Source organism: Streptomyces sp. NPDC056161 (genome assembly GCF_042268025.1).
Classification (GTDB): domain Bacteria; phylum Actinomycetota; class Actinomycetes; order Streptomycetales; family Streptomycetaceae; genus Streptomyces.
Genome location: NZ_JBHJUV010000017.1, coordinates 65,868 through 88,479, shown reverse-complemented (window position 1 = coordinate 88,479; position 22,612 = coordinate 65,868). Strand labels below are relative to the sequence as shown.

Sequence of the window (22,612 nt, the reverse complement as noted above, 5' to 3'; positions counted from 1 at the left end):
TGCTCTCCCGTAACAATGTGACGAGCGACCTGGTGACGACCATCACAAAGCACTTGTCATCGCTATCAGCGGGATGAAATATCCCAGCAAGTCGTCGCCGGGCCGGAGCCTACGACGCCGCGCGACACCGCCCGTCGAATGCCGGCAGCGTCACCGGTCCTGTGGATGAACCGTACGGCCGCGCGACGAGCCACATGGCTCGCTCGTCGGCAACTCGCCGCCCCTGCGGCGTGTTCGTGTCACGTAGGTCGGCAGCACGACGTCTTCCGGACGGCACTGCCACCACCAGTCCCCGTAGACCGTCCGCACGGACGGTCCCCTTTCAACCGACTTCAGTTCCACATCTCGCAGGGAGACCGGTCATCGTTATGCGAATAGGCAGCGCAGGTACTACAGGGCGCACCCCGGCCGCATTCGCGGCAGCAGGGCTGGTTCTCGCCGCGACAGCTCTTTCCCCGGTGGCCTCCGCAGCCACCGGGATGCCGACTGTGCGGTTCGACTCCAGGGCCCAGTACCAGTCAGGCGACTCGAACTGGGGCGGCTACGTGGCCCAGGGCAGCTTCACCAAAATCACCGGCTCGTGGACCGAGCCGCATGTCGTCTGTCGTTCCAACAACGACAAGTTCGCCCCCTGGGTCGGGCTGGACGGCTGGGGCTCACGCACGGTGGAGCAGGCTGGGGTGCAGACCGACTGCTCCAGCGGTTCCCCGGTGAGAACCGCTTGGTACGAGATGTTTCCGTCCCCACCGGTGTACTGGCAGGATCCGGTCTCCGAGGGGGACAGCATGACCGCTTCGGTCACCTCCGATGGTGCGGGTGGCTACACGCTGGCCCTGACCGACAACACCAAGGGCTGGACCGAGAGCGTCAAAAAGACGGTTCAAGCAAATAGCGTCAGCGCGGAGGCGATCATCGAGTCGCCCAACCAGGCATATCCGAACATCGACAGCGTGCGTTTCACCCAAGTCGCGGTGGATGGAAAGTCCATGGACGCCTTGGCGCCGCAGGCGCTGACCAGTGGCGGCTACACCCCGGGGCCGCTGCACAACGGCTCGTTCACCATGCAGCCGGGTAACCCCCAGACGGGCAACCCGCAGCCCGGTAACCCGCAGCCCGGTAACCCACAGCCGGGCAACCCTCAGCCGGGCAACCCGTATCCGCAGCCAGGTAACCCCTATCCGCAGCCGGGGAATGCGTACCCTCAGCCGGGTAACCCGTATCCGCAGCCAGGTAACCCCTATCCGCAGCCGGGGAACGCGTACCCTCGGCCGGGCAACCCGTATCCGCTGCCGGGCAACCCGTACGCCCCCCAGCACTGACCTTGCCCAGTCCGCTCTCCCACGCCTCGATCACCGGCGAGCAATAGTCAAGACCTGTGGATCAAGCCCGTGGCGAGCCCCCAGCCTCATTGAGCGGTGTGCATCGTGAAGTCCGCAGGTCACGGGTCTGGTGTGAATGGTGAATTGGGTACTCGTGCCGGTCGGCGGCCGATGACCATGGCGTAGATCATCTGGCAGGTCTGGCTCCGGCGGGATGCAGGGTTCGGCTGCGCCCACGACCGGCCCCCGCCTACGATCCGTCGGCAGGTCGACACGCCGTGAGAAGGCGGGAGGGCGCGGGGGATGCAGGAGCGGCAGTGGATCACCGCCCGCCGGAGCGAACTGGACGCTCTCGCCGATGAGTTGGCCAAGCAACTCCAGGAGGTCCGGGCCGAGCGGGATGAACTGGCGATCGCGGAGCGGGTGCTGAACCGCGGCCGCGGCGTTGGACCAGGCCGTCAAGCTCACCGGCGACAGCAAGACCGACACCACCAACCGGGCCCTGCAGATTACGCCCACCTGGAGAAAGTCATCCAAGACTGCCGCACCCTGTACACCCGGCCGGCCGGCAGCGACGAGCTTCGAGCGTCTCTTCTTCGTTTGAACGCCTTACCGCGGTTCTGTGGTCATGTACCGCCTGTCCGCCACCCCGCCCCGGCGGCCTGGCTCCATCCGAGCCGGTCGCCGGGGCGTTCGCCATCGTGACGGCACAAGGGCATGGTCAGTCCTGACCCGGCTGGGTGGTCACCGTGCCGTCATCGGCTCCGGTGCGTTGTGGGCGCGACGGTAGGCCAGGGGTGACAGGCCCAGGTACGTGTGGAAGTGCTTGCGCAGGGCGACGGGGTCGCCGAAGCCGCAGACGGTGGCGATCCGTGCGACGGTCAGGTCGGTGGATTCCAGCAGCAGGCGCGCGTGCGCCAGCCGCTGCTGCGCCAGCCACTTCAGGGGGCTGCTGCCCACCTCGCTGCGGAACCGCCGGGTGAAGGTGCGCACGCTCATGTGCGCGTGCCGGGCCATGTCCTCCAGTGTGATCGGCTCGGCCAGCCGGTCCAGCGCCCACTGCCGGGTCGCCGAAGTGGAACGGTCGGTGTCCTGCGGAACCGGGTGCTCGATGAACTGGGCCTGCCCGCCCTCGCGCCACGGCGCCACGACGCAGCGCCGCGCGGCGGCCGAGGCCACCGCCGCCCCGTGGTCCAGACGGACCAGGTGCAGGCACAGATCGATGCCGGCCGCTCCGCCGGCGGACGTCAGGATGCGTCCGTTGTCGACGAACAATACGTCCGGATCGACCTCGACGTCGGGGAACAGCCGCGCCAGCGCGTCACACAGCGCCCAGTGGGTGGTGGCCCGCTGGCCGTCCAGCAGACCGGCCGCCGCGAGCAGGAAGGCCGAGGTGCACAGGCTGACGATGCGGGTTTGCGGCCCTATCCGGTCCAGCGCCGCGGCGAGTTCCTCGGGGAGCGCGCCGGTCGCGAGCAGCTGCTCGCTGGGCTCCTGCGTGGCCAGAACGACGGTGTCCGCGGTCTCCAGCACCGACTCGTCGTGGTCGACGACGATCCGGTAGTCCTCGTGCGTGCGCACCGGCCGGCCGCCGAGGGAGCAGGTGACGACGGAGTACAGACGGGTCCCATCTGGTTCACAGGCCTCGTTGAACACCCGGGCCGGGATGCCCAGGTCCAGCGGCTGGACTCCGTTGAGGGCGAGAACGACAACACGATGCGTCATGGCCAGAATGGTACGACAGATGTCCTCCCGGCCACTCACCCGCCTCCGCGAGCACACGCCACTGTTTCTTGTGCCGGGACCGCGGTCCCGGCGAAAGAAAGCGTGAGACGGACATGAGCGAGGACAACATGAGTGAGCACACGATGCGGGCAGTCACCGTCACGGAGTTCGGCGGAGCGGAGGTGTTGACCGTCGAGGAGGTCGCGCGCCCCGAGCCGCTGCCGACCGAGGTGCTGGTGCGGGTGCACGCCGCCGGCGTCAACCCGGTGGACTGGAAGACCCGCGAAGGTCAGGGCATGGCGGGGCTGCAGACGTTCCCGCTGATCCTGGGCTGGGACGTGTCCGGTGTCGTCGAGGAGGTCGGCTTCGGCGTCACCACCCTCGCGCCCGGCGACGAGGTGTACGGCATGCCGTGGTTCCCGCGTGCCGCCGGCGGCTACGCCGAGTACGTGACCGCACCGGCCCGCCAGTGGGCCCGCAAGCCGGCCACCCTCGACCACGCGCACGCGGCCGCCGTGCCGCTGGCGGCGCTGACCGCCTGGCAGACCGTGGTCGACACCGCCCACGTCCAGGCCGGCCAGCGCGTCCTGATCACGGCCGCCGCCGGCGGAGTGGGCCACTTCGCAGTCCAGTTCGCCCGGCACCTGGGCGCCCACGTGATCGCCACCGCCAGCGAAGCACGCCACCCCTGGCTCAAGGAACTCGGCGCCGACGAGACCATCGACTACACCACCACCCGCTTCGAGGACGTCGTCAAGGACGTCGACGTCGTCATCGACCTGGTGGGCGACGCCCACGACCAGACCAGCACCCGCTCGCTGAAGGTCCTGCGCCCCGGTGGCCTGCTGGTCGCCATCCCGGCCGGTGTCTCCCCGGAACTGGCCCAGGCTGCCGAGGCGGCCGGCGTGCGCGTCACTGCGTACCTGGTCGAGCCGGACGGTCCCGCGCTGGCCACGATCGCAGACCTGATCGAGGAGGGCGAGGTCGCCGTCGAGGTGGAGGAGACCTTCCTGCTGGAGCAGGCCGGCGCGGCCCACGCCCGCGTCGAGGCCGGCCGCACCCGCGGCAAGGTCGTCCTCACCGTGACCGACTGACCTTCCCTGCAAACAGTCAGGAGCAGCACCGTGTACTACGAGATCCGCCGCTACCAGGCGCAGCCCGGACGCCGCGAGGAGTGGGTGCGCTATATGGAGGACGTGGTCATCCCGTTCCATGCCTCGCTGGGCATGGACGTGACCGCCTCCTTCGTCGACGCCCAGGACGAGGACGGCTACGTGTGGATCCGCCGGTTCGAGGACGAAGCCCAGAGCGAGGCCCTGTACACGGCCGTGTACGAGCACGACCGCTGGAAGAACGAGATCGGCCCGGTCGTCTACGACCTGCTGATCCCCGAGAAGTCCGTCGTCACCCGCGTGGTCCCCACCCCGGCCTCACCCCTGCGATGACCTGGCTTGCGGCCGCTTCATCCGCCACCGCACCGCACCGCACAGCGCAGCACAACAGCGAAGAGAAGGAACCCAACCCATGAGCAAGAAACTCAACCTCGCTGCGGCCGTAGCTGCCGCAGCGGCCGTCTTCGTGTCGGCCCCCTACGCGTCGGCCGCCGCGGGGCGGGAACACCCCAAGCCCGTCGTCACGGGCGTCAAGACCGTGGCCCCGTTCGACTGGTCCGCCGGGGAGGTACCGGAGAACATCACCGTCAACCCGGACAGCACCCTGACGGTCTCGATGCTGGGCAGCTACGCCGGCGAGCGGCCGGAGCTGGTGCGGGTGAGCGCCAACGGGCAGCACAAGACTGTGCTGGTGACCGGCGTGCTCGGTGACGGCTTCACCGGGAACACCCGGGGCAGCGACGGGACCATCTACTACAACGTGTGGTCCAAGGACGCCTCGCGCGCAGGAGTGTGGAAGCTGCCCCCGGGCGGCCACCCCAGCCGCCTCGCGGCCCTGCCCGCGGACGGCCTGCCGAACGGGCTCGCGATCGACCCTTCCGGACACGTACTCTACGTCTCCGACAGCTACAAGGGCACGATCTGGGCCGTCCCGGTCGCAGGGGGCCAAGCCAGAGCGTGGCTGACCGACCAGGCTCTCGCGCCGGTCCCGACGGCTTCGATACCGATAGGCGTCAACGGGCTGCGCTACCACAACGGGGCGGTATGGGTCACGAACTTCAACAAAAGCACCCTGCTGCGGGTTCCCGTGACCGCTGCCGGGAAGCCGGGCCGCATCCACCAGGTGACCGGTGGTGAGGTGGGCATTGACGACTTCAACTTCCTCTCTGCCCGCTCCGACATTGTGTTCACCGCGCTGAACACGCAGAACAAGGTGGACGTGGTCTACCCGAACGGCACGAAGGTCACCGTGCTCACTGCGGCCGACGGGCTGGCCAGCCCCACCGCCACCGCCGTGCGCGGCCACGAGCTGTACATCACCGACGCCTCGCTTGCCGCCCCGCACCACGCGCAGCTGCAGGGCGGCCGGATCAACCTCGCGGGGTTGCAGGGCAGCTGACCGTGCAGCGCCGGAGCCACGGCCTCACACTTCGCCGCTCCCCGGCCTCGCCGGGGGGCGGCGTCGGTGTGCCGTCCGCACGCCGACCGAGCGCGGCAGTTGTCGCAGTGATCGGCGGTCGCCTGCAGTTGAGGCTGATCCAGGGGGGGGCGATCTTGCGCACACATCACGCTCCATCTCCAGCTCGCGGATGCGCCTGTCCCCTCTTCAGGGCCTCGGCCCGCAGCCGCCGAGCGTCTCTCACCCGGCAGCCCTCCGGCCCACTGCGCGGAACTGCTGCTCGGCTACGTTCGCCCCAGCGATGACGGTTCAGGCATAGCGGTTGAAAAGGGAAGCAATGTATCCCTCCAGCCTGTGCGTCAGGACACCGGCTGTCAGATCGACGCGGCCCAGTTCACGCCAGGGGACAGCGACCTTCTCCGCGTCCGGAGCGAATCCCAGCGCGTCCAGCAGCCGCCAGTAGAGATGGGCGGTGCCATCCTCGGCCAAGGTTCCTCCCGCGGCGACGTAGCGATCGGCGAAGCGCATGCCCGTGGGAATCCCGTGCAGCAGAGCGAGGGCCGTCGAGCAATGAGCCACGTCCAAGTCGGCCGGCCCCCAGGACGCCTCCACCCAGTCGACGACCCCACTGATCTGAGGATCATCGTCGGTGCCTGTGAAGAGGACATTGCCGGGATGGAAGTCCCGGTGCAGGAAGCACCCCTGATAGGCCGGGGGCTCCCGGCGGATGACGTCGACAGCCAGCCGCCAGAGCTCAGGCCGCTCGGTCGCCGCGGGCGGAGTCACTCGCTCGGGAGAGGCCCATGCCTGGTAGGTGCGAGGCCGCTGTTGCACGGTCACCGGCAGCCGATGGATACGCACCAGTTGCCGGGCCAGTAGTTCAGCACGGTCGTCAGCACCCTGATCGCCCAGGCGCACGGTCCCCGGCAGCAGGGACATCAGCAAGGAGGGGTGATCGCAGTACTGCGCCGTCGCATCCACCGCCGCCGGCGTGGCCGCGGGCACGTCCGTTTCCCCGAGCAGGCGAAGGACGGTCGCCTCACGGGTCAGGAGGCCCTCCGCGTGCCGAACGAAGAAAGGCTCGACGAAGGACCGCAGGACAAGTGAGCGCCGGCCATCGGGACCACAGAGGTCCAGACGTCGCATCTCCGACGTCCAGCCGCCGCGCAGGCGCACAACCATTTCGATGTACTCCCCCTCGTACAGTTCCTTCTCCGCCCAGGAGCGCGTGGCACCCCAGCCCTGACCGTCAAGATCCGCGCCGATGTCCTCGGCCCCCTCATCCGAAACCATGGAGGCAGGCTAACCGGCTCCCAGCGAACGCAACTCGTGAACTGAATTCGACAGCAGTGTCTCGCAGCTGCCGGGGCGGGCCGTTGCGCATCGCAGCCACGGCCGTGTCCACCGGTCAGCCGGCCGAGGGGCAACGTGTTCACGCCTATCAGCGCGTATCCGTGACACGTGGTCACCAGTTGCCTCGGGGTCGCACGGCGCCAGGCTGGACCTCGCGCCGGTACTCGCGGAAGTCCGGCAAGCCGTGCTCGTCCTGGACGACTGCCCGTCCTGCGTCATGGGCACGGGTGGTCCTTGCTCGTGAAGTCCGTGTCGAGGGGCTCGAACGTGGCGTCGGCGAGATCCATGCTGAAGGTCTGGCGGGACCGGGGGTCCCAGAGCCAGATGCGGTCGGCGTCGGGACCGAACGTGAGCACCGGGTGGGTGAGGGGCACGGTGCCCCCGTAGGAGGCACCGGGAAAGCCGCGTTCGGGGCGGGCCACGGGTGTGACGGGCCGGACGCAGACCAGGACGGGGCGCAGGCCGTAGTAGGGCGGAGGCTCCTGGAAGCGGGCCGCGGCGTTCTCGGCCGTGGCCGAGGCGTCGGCGCGGAGATAGAACGGCATCGCGACGAGGACCAGGCCGGCGAAGAGGCCGGCACCCGCCGCGATGGCGGCGTTGCCCAGATCCTGGGCGTCGGGATTCGCATGGAACCGCCGGTTCCAGCCGTACGCCGCGACCCCGAACGCCACGCAGTAGAGCACCCCCGCCACCGGCAGTGCTCCCGCCCACAGGCGGTCGCTCGTGCCCGCGTGCACCGAGTCGGACGGTATGCCGAACGAGCTGATGTAGCGGTCCTGGACCAGCCCGCCGAGCCAGGTCACGAACGGCAGCAGGACCGGCGAAGCCAGAGGCAGGGCCCACAGGGCCGCCCGCCGCGCAGGGGAGTCCCGCAGCGCGTGGCGAAGACCCGCGATCAGCCAGGGCAGACCGAACAGCACGGTCGCCGACCATCCGAAGGGCTGCCAGCCGGTGTGCGGCGCAATGGCCAGGACGGCGGCCGAAAAGGCCACCACGTTCCCGAGGTTGACCAGCAGGAGGTTGGCCCTGACATCGGTGGACGGCGCGTCGGCGGGATCGAGGTCGACGGCCGAGGCGTGCACGTGACCGGCCAGCTCCCGGGTGCGCAGGTCGGCGAGCGCGCCTGCCCGGCCGCGGGGTTCGACAGCTCGGACCACCCGGCCGCGCTGTGGGACGCCGGGAGCGGGACGCACCCGCCAGGCCGTGTACCGCTCCGGCTCGTGCTCCAGGAGGGCGGCGTCCCGAGCCCACATGTTCAGCGAGGCCGCCACCGCGAGCCGGTCGACCAGGCCGAGCGCCCGCTCGACAGCACCTTCCCGTGCCCCGGTCAGCCGGACCTCCACCACGCGGGCGACGCGCTCGGGCGGGCAGCCGGCCCGTTCGGGTTCCTCCGCGGGACGCACCGGCCACCCGCGCTGGGCGAACAACTCCTCGGCCAGAGCTGTCTCGTTGGGGTCGTCGGCGATCTCGACCAGGATCACCACGCGACGGTCGAACGGCAGGCTGGAGCCGGCCCGTAAGCCCTCTCTCGCGGTGGATCGGGCCCCGCCGCGGGAGAAGCCCTCGGCGATCCCTCCGAAGACGTCTCTGGAGTTGCGACCGGTCGGCGACTGCATAGCGCCCACCTTGGAGGAAGGGAACCGCCTGCGGCAAGCTCGTCGCCGGCTCCGCCCTGACGCCTGACGATTCCGCACTGTCCGCACCAGGTGCCACCGCAACCCGTCCCCCCGCGAAGGCTCGGGACTTCGGGGCCGGACGCCGCCGAGAAGGAGGTTCCTGACTCCTTTCCCCCGGCGGGCGGGGCCGCGTAGCCTAACCGTAGGGAGGGGCCTACTTGTGTGACTGTTGCCTGTAGCGGGTTCAGGTGGTTCGTTGCAGGCTATTGCCGAATGTGACGACTTTTGAATAAACGTCTTGACTGGCCCATTTAGTTCGACGAGCCGACGCGTCCTGGTGATCCCATCGACGTACTGCGGGGCGGCCGTCCCAAGAATGAGCGGACCGAGGCTCTGCGGCGGCTCGCCTCTGCGGCCGGGAACGGCAATCCCTCGGATATCAACCGATTCGCCGCCGGTCTGCTGTGGAACGGTGACCCTTACGGCGCGGTGCGGGTGTGGCGTGTTCTGCTGGCCCAGCAACCGGACATGATCATCGCGCGTCTCAATCTGGCCACCTGCCATCTGGTCACCGGTCTGCGCGCCGAGTGCGCACGCGTACTACGGGCCTGCCGCGACAGCGCGAACCCCGGTACTCCCGAGCGGCGCGTGGCTGAGCAGCGCATCGCAGAGCTGGCGGGCGAGGCGGGACAGACGCGGCTTGAAGCTTCCCCTTGATCGTGGACACCTGGAGACTGGGACCTGAGGTTCCAGAGGAAGTAGCACCAGGTGGGAAGCAAGTACACGAAGCGGTACACCGAGGAGTTCAAACGTGACGCCATCGCGCTCGTCGACTCCTCGGGCAAGACGGTCACCGCCGTCGCCCGGGAACTCGGCATCAGCTCCGGGTCCCTGCGCGGCTGGTACCGCAAGGCCAAGGCCGACCGGGGCGAGGACCAGGGCGGCGAGCTGACCAGCGCCGGGCGCGATGAACTGCGGCGGCTGCGGCGGGAGAACCGCGAACAGCAGCAGACGATCGGGATCCTGGAAAAAGCGACTGCCTTCTTCGTGAAGGAGAACGACCGGTGAGCGGGCTCTACCGGTTCATCCACGCGGAGAAGGCGAACTACCCGGTCACGTTGCTGTGCCGGGTGCTGCACGTGACCCGCTCCTCCTGTTACGCCTGGCGCGACGGCGAGGCCGCCCGCCGGGCCCGGCAGGCCGCCGACGACGCACTCGCGCACGAGATCACGGTGCTGCACATCGTCTCCCGCCGCACCTGCGGCGTCCCGCGCGTCCACACTGAACTGCGGCGCCTGGGCGACGGGTGAACCGCAAGCGCATCGCCCGCATCATGCGCGAGCGCAACATCCGGGGCGTCACCCGGCGCAAGCACCACTGGCTGACCCGGCCCGACAAGAAGGCGAAGCCGACCCCGGACCTGACCGGCCGCGACTTCCACGCCGAGCGGCCCGGCACCAAGCTGGCCGGCGACATCACCTGCCTGCCCGCCGCCGAGGGCCGGCTCCACCTCGCCTGCTGGCTGGACCTGGCCACCCGCGAGGTCATCGGCTATGCCATGGCTGATCACCACCGCGCCGAACTCGTCGTCGACGCGCTCGATATGGCCCACGGCCGGAGCCACCTGGAGCCGGGCTGTGTGATCCACAGTGATCGCGGCAGCGAGTACACCTCGGCCCAATTCCGAGACCGAATAAGCGAGTCGGGGTTGCGGCAGAGCTGCGGACGCACCGGATCATGCTTCGACAACGCCGCCGCGGAGAGTTTCCGGGCCCTGCTCAAGGAGGAGATCGGCACCCGGACCTGGCCGGACCGGGCGACCGCCCGCACCGAGGTCTTCAACTTCATCGAGACCTTCTACAACCGCCGACGCCTGCGCAAGCACAAGATCTTCGGCTACCTCACCCCGGCCGAGACCAGGCAACGGCATCAACACACCCTCGCGGCAAAACCATCGAGTGTCCAAGAACACGGGGAAACTTCAGACTCCGGCTCGCCGAGCGTTGACATGGAGTGCGCTCCAACTGATGAAATCCTCGTCACGACCACGAAATGAGGGGGCTGGCCATGCGTTACCGGGTGCTCGGCGGGACCGGCATCGAAGTGAGTGCGTACTGCCTCGGGACCATGATGTTCGGCGCTGTCGGCAATCCCGATCACGACGACTGCGTCCGCATCATCCACGCGGCTCTCGACCGGGGGATCAACTTCGTCGACACGGCCGACATGTACTCGGCGGGCGAGTCCGAGGAAATCGTCGGCAAGGCGCTCCGAGACCGCCGCGACGAGGTGGTGCTGGCCACCAAGGTCCACTTCCGCATGGGCGAGGGCCCCAACCGCAGCGGCAACTCACGCCGCTGGATCATCAAGGAGGTCGAAGAGAGCCTCAGACGCCTGCGGACGGACTGGATCGACATCTATCAGGTCCACCGCCCCGACCACACAACGGACATCGAGGAGACACTCTCCGCCCTGAGCGACCTCGTCCACCAGGGCAAGATCCGCGCCTTCGGCTGCTCCACCTTCCCGGCCGAGGAGATCGTCGAGGCGCACCACGTCTCCGAGCGGCGGGCCCTCCTGCGCTTCAGGACGGAGCAGCCGCCGTACTCGCTGCTCGCCCGGGGCGTGGAGACGTCCGTGTTCCCGGTCTGCCAACGGCACGGGATGGGCGTGCTGACGTGGAGTCCGCTCGCCTCGGGCTTCCTGTCCGGGGCATACCGCAAGGGCCGGCCCATCGACCTGTCCACGGGCCGTGCGGCGCTCACCCCGGCGCGCTTCGATCCGTCGATCCCCGAGAACGTCGCCAAGCTGGAAACGGTGGAAAAGCTCGCGCTGCTCGCGGACAGCCTCGGCTGCTCCCTCCCCCAACTCGCCGTGGCCTTTCCCCTCGCACACCCCGCCGTGACCTCGGTCATCATCGGCCCACGGACCATGGACCAGCTGGAAGGCACCCTGAACGGCGACTCGCTCACCCTGGACGACGACACGCTCGACCAGATCGACGGCATCGTGCCGCCCGGCTCCAACCAGTACCACCCCGACGGGGCCTGGCGCGCCCCCGCGCTCGTCGACACCGCCCGGCGCCGCCGGCCACTCGCGGAGCGTGCGGCGGGCTGACTTCCGGCACGCGCCGCCGCGCCGGGACACCGAGGTGGTCCGTGACGCCGCGCTGGTGCACCCGACGCCGCACTCGTACGGCCGGCGTGTGAGCGGTACGGTCGGCGCCCGGCGCGGCGAGACGTGGTTGCCGGCCGCAACTCCACCGACCCTCGTCACCGGCCGACGCGCCCACCACGTAGGACGGTACGACCGCGGCGACGCGGCGGTACGACCGCGGCGACGCGGCGGTACGACCGCGGCGACGCGGCGGGAACGTGCCGGTCTGGGCCGGGCCGAGGCCGGCTCGCTGATGCTCACCGGGCGACCTCGGCATCTCCGAGCCGTGGCCGGTGTGTCCGTCCCCGGAGCCTGGTTCGGGAGTATGTCAGGAGGCGTATGCCTCCAGTTCGGAGAGTTGGGCGGCCGGCCAGCCGGTGTTGGCGGAGAAGGTCAGACGAACGTAGCGGCTGCTGGTGGTGGGGAAGGTGAGGGTGGCGGTGTTGGCGGTCGCCGGATTGAACGTGTACGAGGTGGCGGCGGCGACCGAGGTGTAGGTGGCGTTGTCGGTGCTGCCGGTGACCGCGATGGTCTGGGAGCGGGTGGCCCAGGCGGTGGCCGGCGGGAGCTTCAACACGATCCGCCCGACGTTGGTCGCCTGGCCGAGGTCCACGGTGATGGACTGCGGGAAGGCGTTTCCGGCCGACTCCCAGTAGGTGTTGGCGTTGCCGTCGACCGCGTTGCCGGAGACGTAGGTCTGGGTGTGGCTGGTCTCGGTGGTCGGGCGGCCCTGGGCCAGGTTGGGATTGGCGGACGTGGCCGTGCCGCTCAGCCCCACGGTCAGCGGGCTGTTCGCGTCGTCGCTGGGCACGCTGAGCGTTCCGGTCCTGGTGCCGGTGGTTGTCGGGGCGAAGGTGACGTTGGCCGTGCACGACGCGCCCGCCGCCAGGGTCGTTCCGCAGGTGTTGGTCTGGGCGAAGTCACCGGTGGTGGCGACCGTGCCCAGATCGGCGGTGGCGGTGCCGTTGTTGGTGACCGTCACGGTCTGCGCCGGGCTGGTGGTGCCGACCACCCGCGAGGCGAAGGACAGGCCGGCCGGCGAGGCGGACAGGGAGACGCCGTTGGAGCCTACGCCGGTGAGGCCGGCGGTGACCGGGCCGCCGGGTGCGGTGCTGGGCACGGTGAGCGTGCCGGTGCGGGTGCCGGTGGCGGTGGGACGGAAGGTGACACTGACCGTGCAGGACGCGCCGGCGGCCAGCGAGGTGCCGCAGGTGTTGGTCTGGGCGTAGTCGCCGGTCACGGTGACCGAGCCGATCGGAGCGGCGGACGTGCCGCCGTTGGTGACGGTGACGGTCTGCGCCGGGCTGGTGGTGCCGACCTGCCGCGCGGCGAAGGACAGCAGGCCGGGTGAACCGGTCAGGCCGCCGGGACTGGCGCCGCCACCGGGGTAGATGTAGTTCGGGGCCGGCCAGGTTCCGGTGCACACCGTGGAGGTGAGGCTCCAGCCGGTGTTACCGGTGCCGATGAGCTGCGGCACCCAACTCCCGCCCACGCAGCTGTGGATGGAGATGCCCGCGCCGATGTGGTCCGCGCGGACGTTGGTGAACGACGCGGTGGCCCCGGACTGCACCTGGAGCATGTAGGTGCCGGTGCCGTCTATCTTCACGTTGGTGAAGTTGACGGTCTTGTTGTTGCCCTGGATGAACTGGACGGCGGCGTAGGAGCTGTCCAGGATGTCGGTGTCGGTGACGTTGATCGTGGCGTTGATCGGCTCGTTCGCCCCGTCGAACCACATGGCGCCGATCCCGAAGACCCAGTTGTAGTCGGCGTTCCCGGCGCGCAGCAGCGTGTTGCGGGCGACGGTATGGGTGCCGGCCAGCTGGGTGCCGTAAGTGGAGTTCACGTTGGAGTAGCGGTTGGCGACGTGGATGCCGCCGCCGTTGGTGAGGGTGTCGCTGACGACGTTGTCGGTGATGTTGATGTCCTTGCCGCCGTAGGTGACGATGTTGTTGGCCAGGATCGGTGCGACCACGGTGTTGTGGTCGAAGGAGTTGTTGACGTTCGGTACGCGGTCGGCCCACATCGCCAGGCCGTCGTCCCCGGAGTTGCGGACGAAGGTGTTGGTGACCCGGGAGTTTGTGACGCCGGTGTGGAAGTTCACGCCGTCGGCGGTCTGGTCGAGGATGCGGCTGTTCTTGATGACGAAGTTGTCCATCGGACCGTCCATCCAGGCCCCGACCTTGGTGTGTTGCATCCAGACGTTGTCCACGACCGAGTCGGTCATGGCGCCGCCGATCGCGTTGACCTGGTCTCCGTCCACCCGTTCAGTGATCTCGCCCATGATGGCGAAGTCCTTGAGGGTGACGTTGCGGCTCGGGCCGCCGGCCTCGTGCGGGCGGATGGTGCCGGTGTAGCCGCCGCCGGTGACGTACTTGCCGTAGATCCCGACCCCGCGCTTGCGGTCGGTGGGGTGGCGGCCGGTGAGCACGCTGTACCAGGGGCCGGCGCCGGCGAGGGTCACGCCGTCCACGACGACGTGGTCCCACAGGGTGTACGTCCCCTCGGGGATCCAGACGACCTTGCCCTGGGCCTTGCCTGCGTCGACCGCGGCCTGGAAAGCGGCGGTGGAATCGGTGGTGCCGTTGCGAACGGCGCCGAAATCGTCGACCGACAGCGACCCGGCGGGACGGGCGACCGGGTTGGGGACGACCTCGAAGTCGGCCAGGTCGACGGTGATCGGGATGCCTCCGGTGGACTGGATCCGCACCTTGTCCCCGGCGGCGAGCGTGGACCCGAACATGGTCCGCGTCTCGTCGTAGAAGTGGTGGGGATTGGTGCCCGGGGTGTTGTTGAACGGGTAGCCGCCGTAGAACCAGCCGTACCGGGAGGTGAGCGGCAGATCCTTGACATGGGCGCCGTTGACGCGCAGGTCGGCGGTGGTGTCCTGGCCGGTCCCGGCGCTGTTGTCCGGAATGCTGTAGCGGACCGTCACACCGTTGGCGGGCTTGGTGAGCGTGAACTCGACGTACTGGCCGGAGCCGCTGAGCGTGACCGCTCTGCGCCCGGACGCCTCTGAGGGAAGGTGGGTGTAAACCCGGTCGGAGCCGATCACCTGGCCCGTGGTGACGGCGTCCTCGGCCTCGATCTCCGTGAACGGCACGGTGGCACCGCGCCCCGGAAAGTCGAACGGGGACTCCGCCCGTGTGGTGGCCGCCGCGGCGGTGCCCGACGTCGACGCCTGCCCTCCCGCGGTCATCGCCACGATCACCGCGAGAGTCCAGGCGCGTAGCCTGCCGGTCTTCTTCATCAACGGGACCCTTCCAGTGGAAAGGAGAAGAGCCGGACGTTCCGCGGTCATGTGGGTACCTGGACCGCCGCTGCCCGGCGGGATGTCCACACCGTAAAATGATGACAGTGTTCCGTCAATATGGCGACGAGATGACGCAAGTTCGCGACCTTGTCGCGGAATCCGCCGTGTCGATCTCCCGCGCCGCAGGTCGGACGAGCCGAAACCGCGGAATGACCGAGCATCCACCGCGCGCCGTATGCAGGGACTTTCGTGCCATGCGTGAGTACAGCCGCGTCGAGCGGGGCTTGGAGCGCGGCGGGCCGGGGCGAGCTGGACCAGGCCCGCCACCGGCGACGCAACGCTGGTCCGGGAGTTCGCCCCCTGCTCCGTCTTTGCGCGCGAGGGCTACAGGCCGGACCAGCCCCTTAAACACCCCTACTCCCCGGTTGACGAACCACCGCTAGAGCGCGCGCAGGGTCCAGCTCCAGCGGTGGACACCCGGCGGGACGAGATACGGCGCCGATGTGTCGGGACCGCACGAGGCGGTGCCCAGACCCCGGTGAGCGGCGTCGATGTGCACCACGCACCCCGCGCGTGGCACCAGTTCGTCGTGGTGCCGGGCGCGGGTCAGGTCCTCGGCGCGGTAGCGGGTCACCGACACCTGACGGGGCTCGTCCAGCCGGACCGTGAGACCGGTGGCGTCCGCAGCCGCGAGCGTGAAGTGCCGTACGCCGTGCCGGCCGCCGCTCTCCTGCGGACGCAGATACGGGGTGAACAACTCGTCCACGGTCCCGGAGTGGTGGCCGACGGGGGCTCCCGTACTGCGGTCGGGATACGACTCCCAGGGGCCCGGCCCGTACCACTCCATCCGGTCGAGTCCCGCGACCGTCTCGAAGACGGAGCCGACCCGTGCCACATCGCCCAGGGCGTCCGGCAACTCGGCCGACTCCTCGACGCGGATGCCGTCCTCGTCCGGTGTGAACACCTGCCTATGACGGACGACGCCCACCTCGGCGGCGTATTCGGCGAGCACGGTCACGCTCCCGCCCGACCTGCGCACCTCGACGACCTCACGCTCCAGCACGTCGAGCCCCCAGGCCCGCCAGCGCGGCCCCATGCCGCCCAGCTCGTCGTTGTCCGTGGGCGCCCGCCACAGCGACAGCGTGGGCGCGGCCGTGAGCAGGGGATGGACCAGCAGCCCGTCCGCGTCGACCTCGACGCGGCGGTCCGCGACCGGGACGGGCTTGCTCTCGGGCGCTGTCCGCAGCCGCACCTGAGGCAGACACACCACCGTGCCGCGCGGCGCCCACGGCTCGTCCCGCGCGGTCGTCACCCGCAGGGTCAGCCATGCCTCGCCCCCGTCCGCCGGCAGCTCGAACGGCAGCGGCACCGCCGCCGTACCGGCCGGACGCAGGTCGGGCAGCTCGGCCGGGGCCGTCAGGGTGCCGCCGTCGGCGAGCGACAGCTCCCACTCGGCGGCCAGCCAGTCGAGGTCACGGAAGTGCTGGTGGTTGCCGATGACGATGCCCTCGTGCCGGATGTGCTTCAGGCGCACGGGCGCCGCGATCTCCCGATGCTCGTACATCGCGGGCTTGGGTGTGCGGTCCGGGAACACCATCCCGTCCGCGCAGAACACGCCGTCGTTCGGCTCGTCCCCGAAGTCGCCGCCGTACGCCCAGCGGTGGCCGGGCGCGGTGGCACCGTTCTTGTAGAGTCCGGCACCAGCCCGTCCGGCCGGTTGTCCGTCGCTCACGCGTTGGAGGATGCCGTGATCCCAGAACTCCCAGATGAAGCCGCCTTGAAGGCCCGGGGTGGACTCGATGGTGGCCCAGTGGTCGGCGAGCGTGCCGTTGCTGTTGCCCATGGCGTGCGAGTACTCGCACTGGATCAGCGGCTTGATCTGCTCGCCGGACAGGGCGTGCGCGACGCAGTCCTCGATCGGCGCGTACATGGGGCAGGCGATGTCCGAGGCGACCGTGGGGTCACCCCAGCCGAGCTTGGCCGCGCCCTCGTACTGCACCGGCCGCGTCGGATCGTGGCGGCGCAGCCAGCCCGCCGCCGCGTCGTGGTTGGCGCCGTAGTCGGACTCGTTGCCCAACGACCAGATGATCACTGACGGGTGGTTCTTGTCGCGCAGCACCATGCGCGAGACGCGGTCCACGAAGGCGTTCAGATACCGCGGGTCGTCGGCGATCTCGTGGGCGTGGTCGTGCGACTCGATGTCCGCCTCGTCCACGACGTAGAAGCCCAGTTCGTCGGCGAGGTCGTACAGGTACGGGTCGTTCGGGTAGTGGGAGGTGCGGATCGCGTTGAAGCCGAACCGCTTCAGCGTGACCAGGTCCGCGCGCATCTCCTCGTGCGACACCGTACGTCCGGTCAGCGGATGGAAGTCATGGCGGTTGACGCCGCGAATGTAGATCCGTTCGCCGTTGAGCAGGAGGTCCCGGCCGCGGATCTCCACCTCGCGGAAGCCGATCCGGTGGTGCGAGGTGTCGGCGACCGAGCCGTCGGCCCGGTGCAGCCGCACGGTCAGGTCGTACAACTCGGGGGTCTCGGCGGTCCACGCCCGCACCTCGGCCACGGTCGCCGCCAGGCGTGCCTCGCCGAGGAAGTCCGAGACCCGTTCGTCCTCGGCGTTGGCGCGGTCGAACTCCGTGTCCTGGGCGATGAGTTGCCCATCGAGTTCGCCGGTGACGTGCCAGCCCTCGGGCAGCGCGCCGCCCGCGTTGCGCACCCGGCAGTCCACGCGCAGTTCGCCGTCGAGCCGGGCCCGCACGGTCACGTCCGCGAGGTGCAGCGGATCCGTCGTGTACAGCAGGACCGAGCGCGTGACGCCCCCGTGCCACCACTGGTCCTGGTCCTCGATGTGCGAGGCGTCCGACCACTTCACGACGGTCAGGCGTACGGTGGCGCGCTCTTTGGGGCGGACGATGTCGGACAGGTCGAACTCGGCTGCGAGGTGGGAGTCCTTGGAGATGCCGACCGGCCGCCCGTCGACATGGACGAGCAGTACGCTCTCGGCGGCGCCGACCTGCAACACGATCCGACGGCCGGCCCACTCGCCGGGCACGGTCACCTCACGCTCGTAGACGCCGGTCGGGTTGGCCGCGGGAGATCCGGGCGGGAACTCGGGGAACGGCATGCGCACGTTGGTGTACTGCGGCAGGTCGTCCGTGCCCTGCAAGGTCCAGGCGCCGGGGACGTGCTGGGACGACCAGCCTCCGGTGACGGGGGAGTCGGGGGAGGGCAGCAGTCGGAAGCGCCACTCGCCGTCCAGCGGGAGCGCTCCGGAACGACGGTCGACCGCGCACATCGGCAGCCGCCCCCAGGAGGTCACCTCGGGTGCCTCCCAGGGACGGAGGGCGAAAAGGGGATCGCGGCTCATCATCGGATGGCCCCCTTGCCCAGGTCACCGATGATCTGCTTGGCGCCGATCGCGAACACGATCAGCAGCGGGATGAGAGCGAGCAGGGCTCCGGTCATGACCATTCCGTAGTCGGTGGTGCCGTGGCTGCCGTTGAGCTGGGACAGCGCGACCTGGAGGGTGACGTTGTCCGGGTTGGTGAGGGCGATCAGGGGCCAGGCGTAGTCGTTCCACTGGCCCATGAAGGTGAAGATGCCGAGGAAGGCGAGGCCGGGGCGGACGACCGGGAGGGCCACGGACCACCACTGGCGCAGGAATCCGGCACCGTCGATCCGCGAGGCGTCGAGCAGTTCGTCGTGGATGGCGCCCCGCATGTACTGGCGCATCCAGAAGATGCCGAACGCGTTGGCCGCGGCCGGGACGATGAGCGAGGTCATCGAACCGATCCAGCCGATCTTCGCCATGATCACGAACTGCGGGATGGCCGCCAGCTGCCCCGGCACCATGAAGATGACCATGAGCAGGGCGAACAGCACCTTGCGACCGGGGAAGTCGAACTTGGCGAAGACGAAGGCCGCCAGCGAGTCGAACAGCAGGACCAGGAACGTCACGGAGGTCGCCACCAGCAGCGAGTTGAACATCGAGCCGAAGAAGTCGACGTTCTCGAAGAGGTGGCGCGCGTTCTGCAGGAACTGGGAACCCGGAAGCAGCTTCGGCGGGTACGAGAAGATCTCCGTCGACGAGCGCGTCGACATGATCACGGCCCAGTAGAACGGGAAGGCCGACAGCAGGAGCCCGACGATCAGGACGGCATGGAGGGCGATGCCCCGGCTCCGGGTGCCCCGGATGCCCTTCGGTCGCCGTGTGCCTTGGATGGATGCCATGGTGACCGGCCTCACTAGTCTTCGCCCCGGCGCTGCACCAGGCGCCAGTTGATGATCGAGAAGAGGATGACGACGAGGAAGATGCCCCAGGCCACGGCGGCGCCGTAGCCGAAGTCGTTGTTGTCGAAGGTCTGCTGGAAGAAGTAGAGGACCATGGTCCGGCCGCCGTGGCCGGGACCGCCCGAGAACGTCGACTCGTTGGAGGCGTTCTGCAGCAGCACCTGCGGTTCGGAGAAGCTCTGCAGGCCGGTGACGGTCGAGACGACCATCACGAACAGCAGCGTCGGCCGCATCATCGGCAGCGTGATCCGGAAGAAGGTCTGCACGGGCCCGGCGCCGTCCATGCGCGCCGCCTCGTACACCTCGCCCGGGATGGTCTGCAGACCGGCGAGGAAGATCAGCGCGTTGTAGCCGACCCACTGCCAGGTCATCAGTGTCGCGATGGCGACCTTGATGCCCCACGGGGTGTTCAGCCATGCCACCTGGTCCAGTCCCACCGCCCGCAACAAGCCGTTGATCAGACCGAAGTTGGTGGAGAACACCGAGCCGAAGATGATCGCGACCGCCACGACCGAGGTGACGCTCGGCAGGAAGTAGGCGAAGCGGTAGACGTTCTTGAAACGGACCGCCGAGTTGAGCATCACGGCCGTCACCATCGCCAGGAAGATCATGGGGAAGGTGGCGAGGGCCCAGATGAGGAGCGTGTTCCCGACGGACTGCCAGAAGTCGGCGTCGCCCAGCAGGTACTGGTACTGCGACAGGCCCGCCCACTCCATCGACCCGAGGCCGTCCCAGCGGTGCAGGGAGACGTAGAAGGAGAAGCCGACGGGGATCAGGCCGAAGGCGAGGAAGAGGAGGTAGAAGGGGGAGATCGCGGCGTACAGGCGCCAGTACTTGCGGAAGCCCTTCCTGGGCCGCACGGCGGGTGCGTCCGCGAGGACCGCCGGGGGCTCGTCCAGTGTGGAGGCGGTGGCCATCAGCGGTTCACCCCCAGGTGATCGGCGATGCGCCGGCACTTGCCCATGGCGTCACTCCATGCCTTCTTCGGGTCCTTGCCGAGGACGCCGACGTTCTTGATCTCGTCGAGGATGGGCTGCGAGAGCGCCACGTCGTACGGGCTGTTGTAGGCGACGGCGATCTTCTGCGCGGCGGGCCCGAAGATGTCGGTGGTGACCTGGCCGCCGAAGAAGGGGTTCGGCTCTTGCAGTCGCCCCAGCCGGTACGAGGCGGGGGTGGAGGGGAAGAGACCCGCGTCGACGTAGCCCTGGCCCTGGTTGGCCGCGTTGAGCATCCAGGTGATGATCTCGAACGCCTTCTCCGGCTCGCGGCATGCCTTGGTGATCGTCAGGAACGAGCCACCGATGTTGGAGGGCCGCACCGGCATCTGCGCCACACGCCACTTGCCCTCGGTCTTCGGTACACCGCTCTTGAGGTCGTACATCGCCCAGGAGGCGTTCAGATTGCTCGGCAGCTTGCCGTCCTCGACGGCTGACAACCAGTCCGGCGTGCCGCTGACGAGATTCGAGACGATCCTGCGCTGCCTGGCCTCCACGGCCAGCGCCCACGCGTCGCGGACATGCTGCTGGTCACCGATGAAGTTGCGGTCCTTGTCGACGTACCGCTTGCTGCCCTGCTGCACCACGTTCACGAAGACACTGTTGATGTCGGTGAGCAGAAAGGTACCCGGGCTCCGCTTCTTCAACTGCTCGCCCGCTGTGAAGAACTTCTCCCAGGTGTTCAGCTCCCGGGAGACGTCCGCAGGTTCGTACGGCAGGCCCGCCTTCTGGAACACGGCGTACTGGTAGTAGTGCGCCACCGGACCGCAGTCGATCGGAAAGCCGACCATGGTGCCGTCGTCGGCGATGCCCTGCTGCCACTTCCACGGCAGGTACTGGTTCCTGTACTTCTCCGCGCCGAGGGTGCGCAGGTCGACGAACTGGTCGGCGTCGGGCAGGTAGGACGCCATGTCCTCGCCCTTGAGGCCCGCGATGTCGGGTATGCGGGCCTGGCCGGTCAGCGTGGTGAGCAGTTTCGACCGGTAGTAGCCGCCGATCTTGATGGCCTTGAGGTCCACCGTGGAGTCGTAGCGGGTCTTGGCGTTCTTGACGACCGTGTCGCCGAGGCCGCCGTCCCAGTACCACAGGACCATGTTCCGGCCGGTGGACCCGGTCGGAACGGCACAGCCGGACGCCAGGCCGCCGAGCGCCGTGGCAGCCGTACCGGCCAGGCCTGCGCGCAGCATGCCTCTTCGTGAGAGCCGCACTGCTCCCACCGCCTTTCGGATCTGTTCAGGACTTCGCAAAACGCGCGAATGTGTACGAAGGTCAGTACTGCCTTGCGGGAGGTGTGACGGGGGCGTGGACGACCGCAGGACCCGGATCCTTCGGCAGCCGGTCCGCCAGGAAGGCGTACGCCCGCTTCAGCTCGGGGTCGGTCAGTGAGCGCCACCAGCGGTCGACGCCGTACCAGCCGGGGGCCGCCAGCGCTCCGGTGTGGTGCTGCACGGACAGTCCGGCGGCGAGCACCGCGAACCGCAGCCGCTCCGTGAGTGGCCAGCCGCCGAGCGACGCTGTGACGAAGCTCGCGCCGAAGACGTCCCCGGCTCCGGTCGCATCCAGGACGTCGACGTCGAGGGCCGGGACCTCCGCGTACTCGCCGGTGGTCTGGTCGACGGCGACCGCGCCGTCGCCGCCTCGGGTGACCACGGCCACCGGCACCAGCTCCGAGAGCGCGCCGAGCGCCGCGCCCGCGCTGTCGGTCCGGGTGTACGCCATCGCCTCGGTCTCGTTGGGGAGGAAGGCGTGGCACAGGGAGAGCTGGTCCAGGAGGTCCGAGGACCACTGCTGGGAGGGGTCCCAGCCGACGTCGGCGTAGATCTCCGTGCCGTTCGCGGCCGCCTTGGCGAGCCACGCGCGCGGTTCGGTCTCGATGTGCACGAGGGCGGTGCGCGCCTCGGGCGGGTCGCCGATCAACGTGTCCTGCGAGTACGGGGGCTCCTGGCCGTGGGTGAGAAGGGCCCGGTCGTGGCCGTGCGCGAGCGAGACGGTGACCGGGGTGTGCCAGCCGTGCGCCGTGCGGGAGAGCGAGAGGTCGACGCCTTCCTGGCCGGCGAGGACGTCCCGGCAGTACGTTCCGTAGAAGTCGTCCCCGAAGACCGTGGCCAGGGAGGTTCTGAGACCGAACCGGGAAGCGGCCACCGCCAGGTTGGCGATGCCGCCGGGGCTGCTGCCCATCCCGGCCGTCCAGATCTCCTCGCCGGGCGTCGGAGGCTTGCCCAGCCCCGTGAGGACGAGGTCGTAGAAGAGCAGCCCGGTCAGCAGCACATCGGGCCGGTCGTCGTCCACGTGAACGTCCTCTCGTCAAAACTTTTCATTTCAGTGACCGGAATGGTGCGCTACTCGGCCGAGATTGGTCAATGCCCGAGCAGAAGTGAGCGTAGAAATGATTGAAGATGA

General features: G+C 69.1%; 18 protein-coding genes. 9 read left to right on the top strand and 9 right to left on the bottom strand.

Annotated elements, in window-relative coordinates:
• The first annotated feature begins 488 nt into the window (after nt 1-488).
• Nucleotides 489-1,319, top strand: coding sequence for a G1 family glutamic endopeptidase (locus ACFC09_RS17945; protein WP_376528983.1), 831 nt, complete (start codon nt 489-491; stop codon nt 1,317-1,319).
• Between the two features lie 744 nt (nt 1,320-2,063).
• Here the strand turns inward: ACFC09_RS17945 and ACFC09_RS17940 are convergent.
• Nucleotides 2,064-3,044, bottom strand: coding sequence for a GlxA family transcriptional regulator (locus ACFC09_RS17940; RefSeq protein ID WP_376528980.1), 981 nt, complete (start codon nt 3,042-3,044; stop codon nt 2,064-2,066).
• Between the two features lie 128 nt (nt 3,045-3,172).
• Here ACFC09_RS17940 and ACFC09_RS17935 point away from each other — a divergent pair, with 128 nt between their 5' ends.
• From ACFC09_RS17935 to ACFC09_RS17925, 3 genes are all read left to right on the top strand, one after another.
• Nucleotides 3,173-4,138: an NADP-dependent oxidoreductase gene (locus ACFC09_RS17935; protein WP_376529196.1), complete on the top strand. Its 966-nt coding sequence runs from the start codon at nt 3,173-3,175 to the stop codon at nt 4,136-4,138.
• 30 nt (nt 4,139-4,168) lie between these two features.
• A complete protein-coding gene (locus tag ACFC09_RS17930; protein WP_376528977.1) occupies nt 4,169-4,489 on the top strand; it encodes an NIPSNAP family protein in 321 nt (106 codons plus the stop codon).
• Nucleotides 4,490-4,568: 79 nt separating this feature from the next.
• On the top strand, nt 4,569-5,555 hold the full coding sequence (locus tag ACFC09_RS17925; RefSeq protein WP_376528974.1) for an SMP-30/gluconolactonase/LRE family protein: 987 nt from the start codon (nt 4,569-4,571) through the stop codon (nt 5,553-5,555).
• A gap of 309 nt (nt 5,556-5,864) precedes the next feature.
• Here the strand turns inward: ACFC09_RS17925 and ACFC09_RS17920 are convergent, their stop codons facing one another.
• Together ACFC09_RS17920 and ACFC09_RS17915 are read right to left on the bottom strand one after the other, a co-directional pair.
• On the bottom strand, nt 5,865-6,848 hold the full coding sequence (locus ACFC09_RS17920; RefSeq protein WP_376528971.1) for a phosphotransferase family protein: 984 nt from the start codon (nt 6,846-6,848) through the stop codon (nt 5,865-5,867).
• Between the two features lie 275 nt (nt 6,849-7,123).
• Nucleotides 7,124-8,524 (bottom strand): hypothetical protein, encoded by a 1,401-nt coding sequence (locus ACFC09_RS17915; RefSeq protein WP_376528969.1) that lies wholly within the window; start codon nt 8,522-8,524, stop codon nt 7,124-7,126.
• A gap of 528 nt (nt 8,525-9,052) precedes the next feature.
• On the opposite strand from ACFC09_RS17915, the gene ACFC09_RS17910 reads away from it, so the two are divergent.
• From ACFC09_RS17910 to ACFC09_RS17890, 5 genes are read left to right on the top strand one after another with little or no spacing between them, the layout of a single operon-like run.
• Nucleotides 9,053-9,241 (top strand): hypothetical protein, encoded by a 189-nt coding sequence (locus ACFC09_RS17910; protein WP_376528967.1) that lies wholly within the window; start codon nt 9,053-9,055, stop codon nt 9,239-9,241.
• A 51-nt stretch (nt 9,242-9,292) separates the two neighbouring features.
• Nucleotides 9,293-9,592, top strand: a complete 300-nt coding sequence (locus tag ACFC09_RS17905; RefSeq protein WP_376528965.1) for a transposase — start codon at nt 9,293-9,295, stop codon at nt 9,590-9,592.
• A complete protein-coding gene (locus tag ACFC09_RS17900; RefSeq protein WP_376528962.1) occupies nt 9,589-9,834 on the top strand; it encodes a hypothetical protein in 246 nt (81 codons plus the stop codon). Before ACFC09_RS17905 ends, ACFC09_RS17900 begins: the two co-directional genes overlap by 4 nt.
• A complete protein-coding gene (locus ACFC09_RS17895) occupies nt 9,831-10,580 on the top strand; it encodes an IS3 family transposase (RefSeq protein WP_376528960.1) in 750 nt (249 codons plus the stop codon). The genes ACFC09_RS17900 and ACFC09_RS17895 overlap by 4 nt, the downstream gene beginning before the upstream one ends.
• A gap of 11 nt (nt 10,581-10,591) precedes the next feature.
• Nucleotides 10,592-11,641 (top strand): aldo/keto reductase, encoded by a 1,050-nt coding sequence (locus tag ACFC09_RS17890; protein ID WP_376528958.1) that lies wholly within the window; start codon nt 10,592-10,594, stop codon nt 11,639-11,641.
• Nucleotides 11,642-12,008: 367 nt separating this feature from the next.
• On the opposite strand, the gene ACFC09_RS17885 is transcribed toward ACFC09_RS17890, so the two are convergent.
• The 6 genes from ACFC09_RS17885 to ACFC09_RS17860 form a co-directional block, all read right to left on the bottom strand.
• Nucleotides 12,009-14,927 carry a choice-of-anchor D domain-containing protein gene (locus ACFC09_RS17885; RefSeq protein ID WP_376528956.1) on the bottom strand — a complete coding sequence of 973 codons (2,919 nt, stop codon included), beginning with the start codon at nt 14,925-14,927 and terminating at the stop codon, nt 12,009-12,011.
• Between the two features lie 442 nt (nt 14,928-15,369).
• Nucleotides 15,370-18,294: a glycoside hydrolase family 2 TIM barrel-domain containing protein gene (locus ACFC09_RS17880; RefSeq protein WP_376529193.1), complete on the bottom strand. Its 2,925-nt coding sequence runs from the start codon at nt 18,292-18,294 to the stop codon at nt 15,370-15,372.
• Nucleotides 18,294-19,157, bottom strand: a complete 864-nt coding sequence (locus ACFC09_RS17875; RefSeq protein ID WP_376528954.1) for a carbohydrate ABC transporter permease — start codon at nt 19,155-19,157, stop codon at nt 18,294-18,296. Before ACFC09_RS17875 ends, ACFC09_RS17880 begins: the two co-directional genes overlap by 1 nt.
• Before the next feature lie 14 nt (nt 19,158-19,171).
• Nucleotides 19,172-20,134, bottom strand: a complete 963-nt coding sequence (locus tag ACFC09_RS17870) for a carbohydrate ABC transporter permease (RefSeq protein WP_376528951.1) — start codon at nt 20,132-20,134, stop codon at nt 19,172-19,174.
• A complete protein-coding gene (locus ACFC09_RS17865; protein ID WP_376528949.1) occupies nt 20,134-21,420 on the bottom strand; it encodes an ABC transporter substrate-binding protein in 1,287 nt (428 codons plus the stop codon). Before ACFC09_RS17865 ends, ACFC09_RS17870 begins: the two co-directional genes overlap by 1 nt.
• Before the next feature lie 61 nt (nt 21,421-21,481).
• Entirely contained in the window at nt 21,482-22,501 is a 1,020-nt protein-coding gene (locus ACFC09_RS17860) for a carbohydrate kinase family protein (protein WP_376528947.1), read from the bottom strand.
• Nucleotides 22,502-22,612 lie beyond the last annotated feature (111 nt).

Coding starts and splice junctions, on each gene's coding strand:
- ACFC09_RS17920 (WP_376528971.1), bottom strand. CDS start 6,848: ATGGTTTCGGATGAGGGGGCCGAGGACATCGGCGCGGATCTTGACGGT.
- ACFC09_RS17940 (WP_376528980.1), bottom strand. CDS start 3,044: ATGACGCATCGTGTTGTCGTTCTCGCCCTCAACGGAGTCCAGCCGCTG.
- ACFC09_RS17870 (WP_376528951.1), bottom strand. CDS start 20,134: ATGGCCACCGCCTCCACACTGGACGAGCCCCCGGCGGTCCTCGCGGAC.
- ACFC09_RS17885 (WP_376528956.1), bottom strand. CDS start 14,927: ATGAAGAAGACCGGCAGGCTACGCGCCTGGACTCTCGCGGTGATCGTG.
- ACFC09_RS17880 (WP_376529193.1), bottom strand. CDS start 18,294: ATGAGCCGCGATCCCCTTTTCGCCCTCCGTCCCTGGGAGGCACCCGAG.
- ACFC09_RS17890 (WP_376528958.1), top strand. CDS start 10,592: ATGCGTTACCGGGTGCTCGGCGGGACCGGCATCGAAGTGAGTGCGTAC.
- ACFC09_RS17915 (WP_376528969.1), bottom strand. CDS start 8,524: ATGCAGTCGCCGACCGGTCGCAACTCCAGAGACGTCTTCGGAGGGATC.
- ACFC09_RS17925 (WP_376528974.1), top strand. CDS start 4,569: ATGAGCAAGAAACTCAACCTCGCTGCGGCCGTAGCTGCCGCAGCGGCC.
- ACFC09_RS17910 (WP_376528967.1), top strand. CDS start 9,053: ATGATCATCGCGCGTCTCAATCTGGCCACCTGCCATCTGGTCACCGGT.
- ACFC09_RS17875 (WP_376528954.1), bottom strand. CDS start 19,157: ATGGCATCCATCCAAGGCACACGGCGACCGAAGGGCATCCGGGGCACC.
- ACFC09_RS17935 (WP_376529196.1), top strand. CDS start 3,173: ATGAGTGAGCACACGATGCGGGCAGTCACCGTCACGGAGTTCGGCGGA.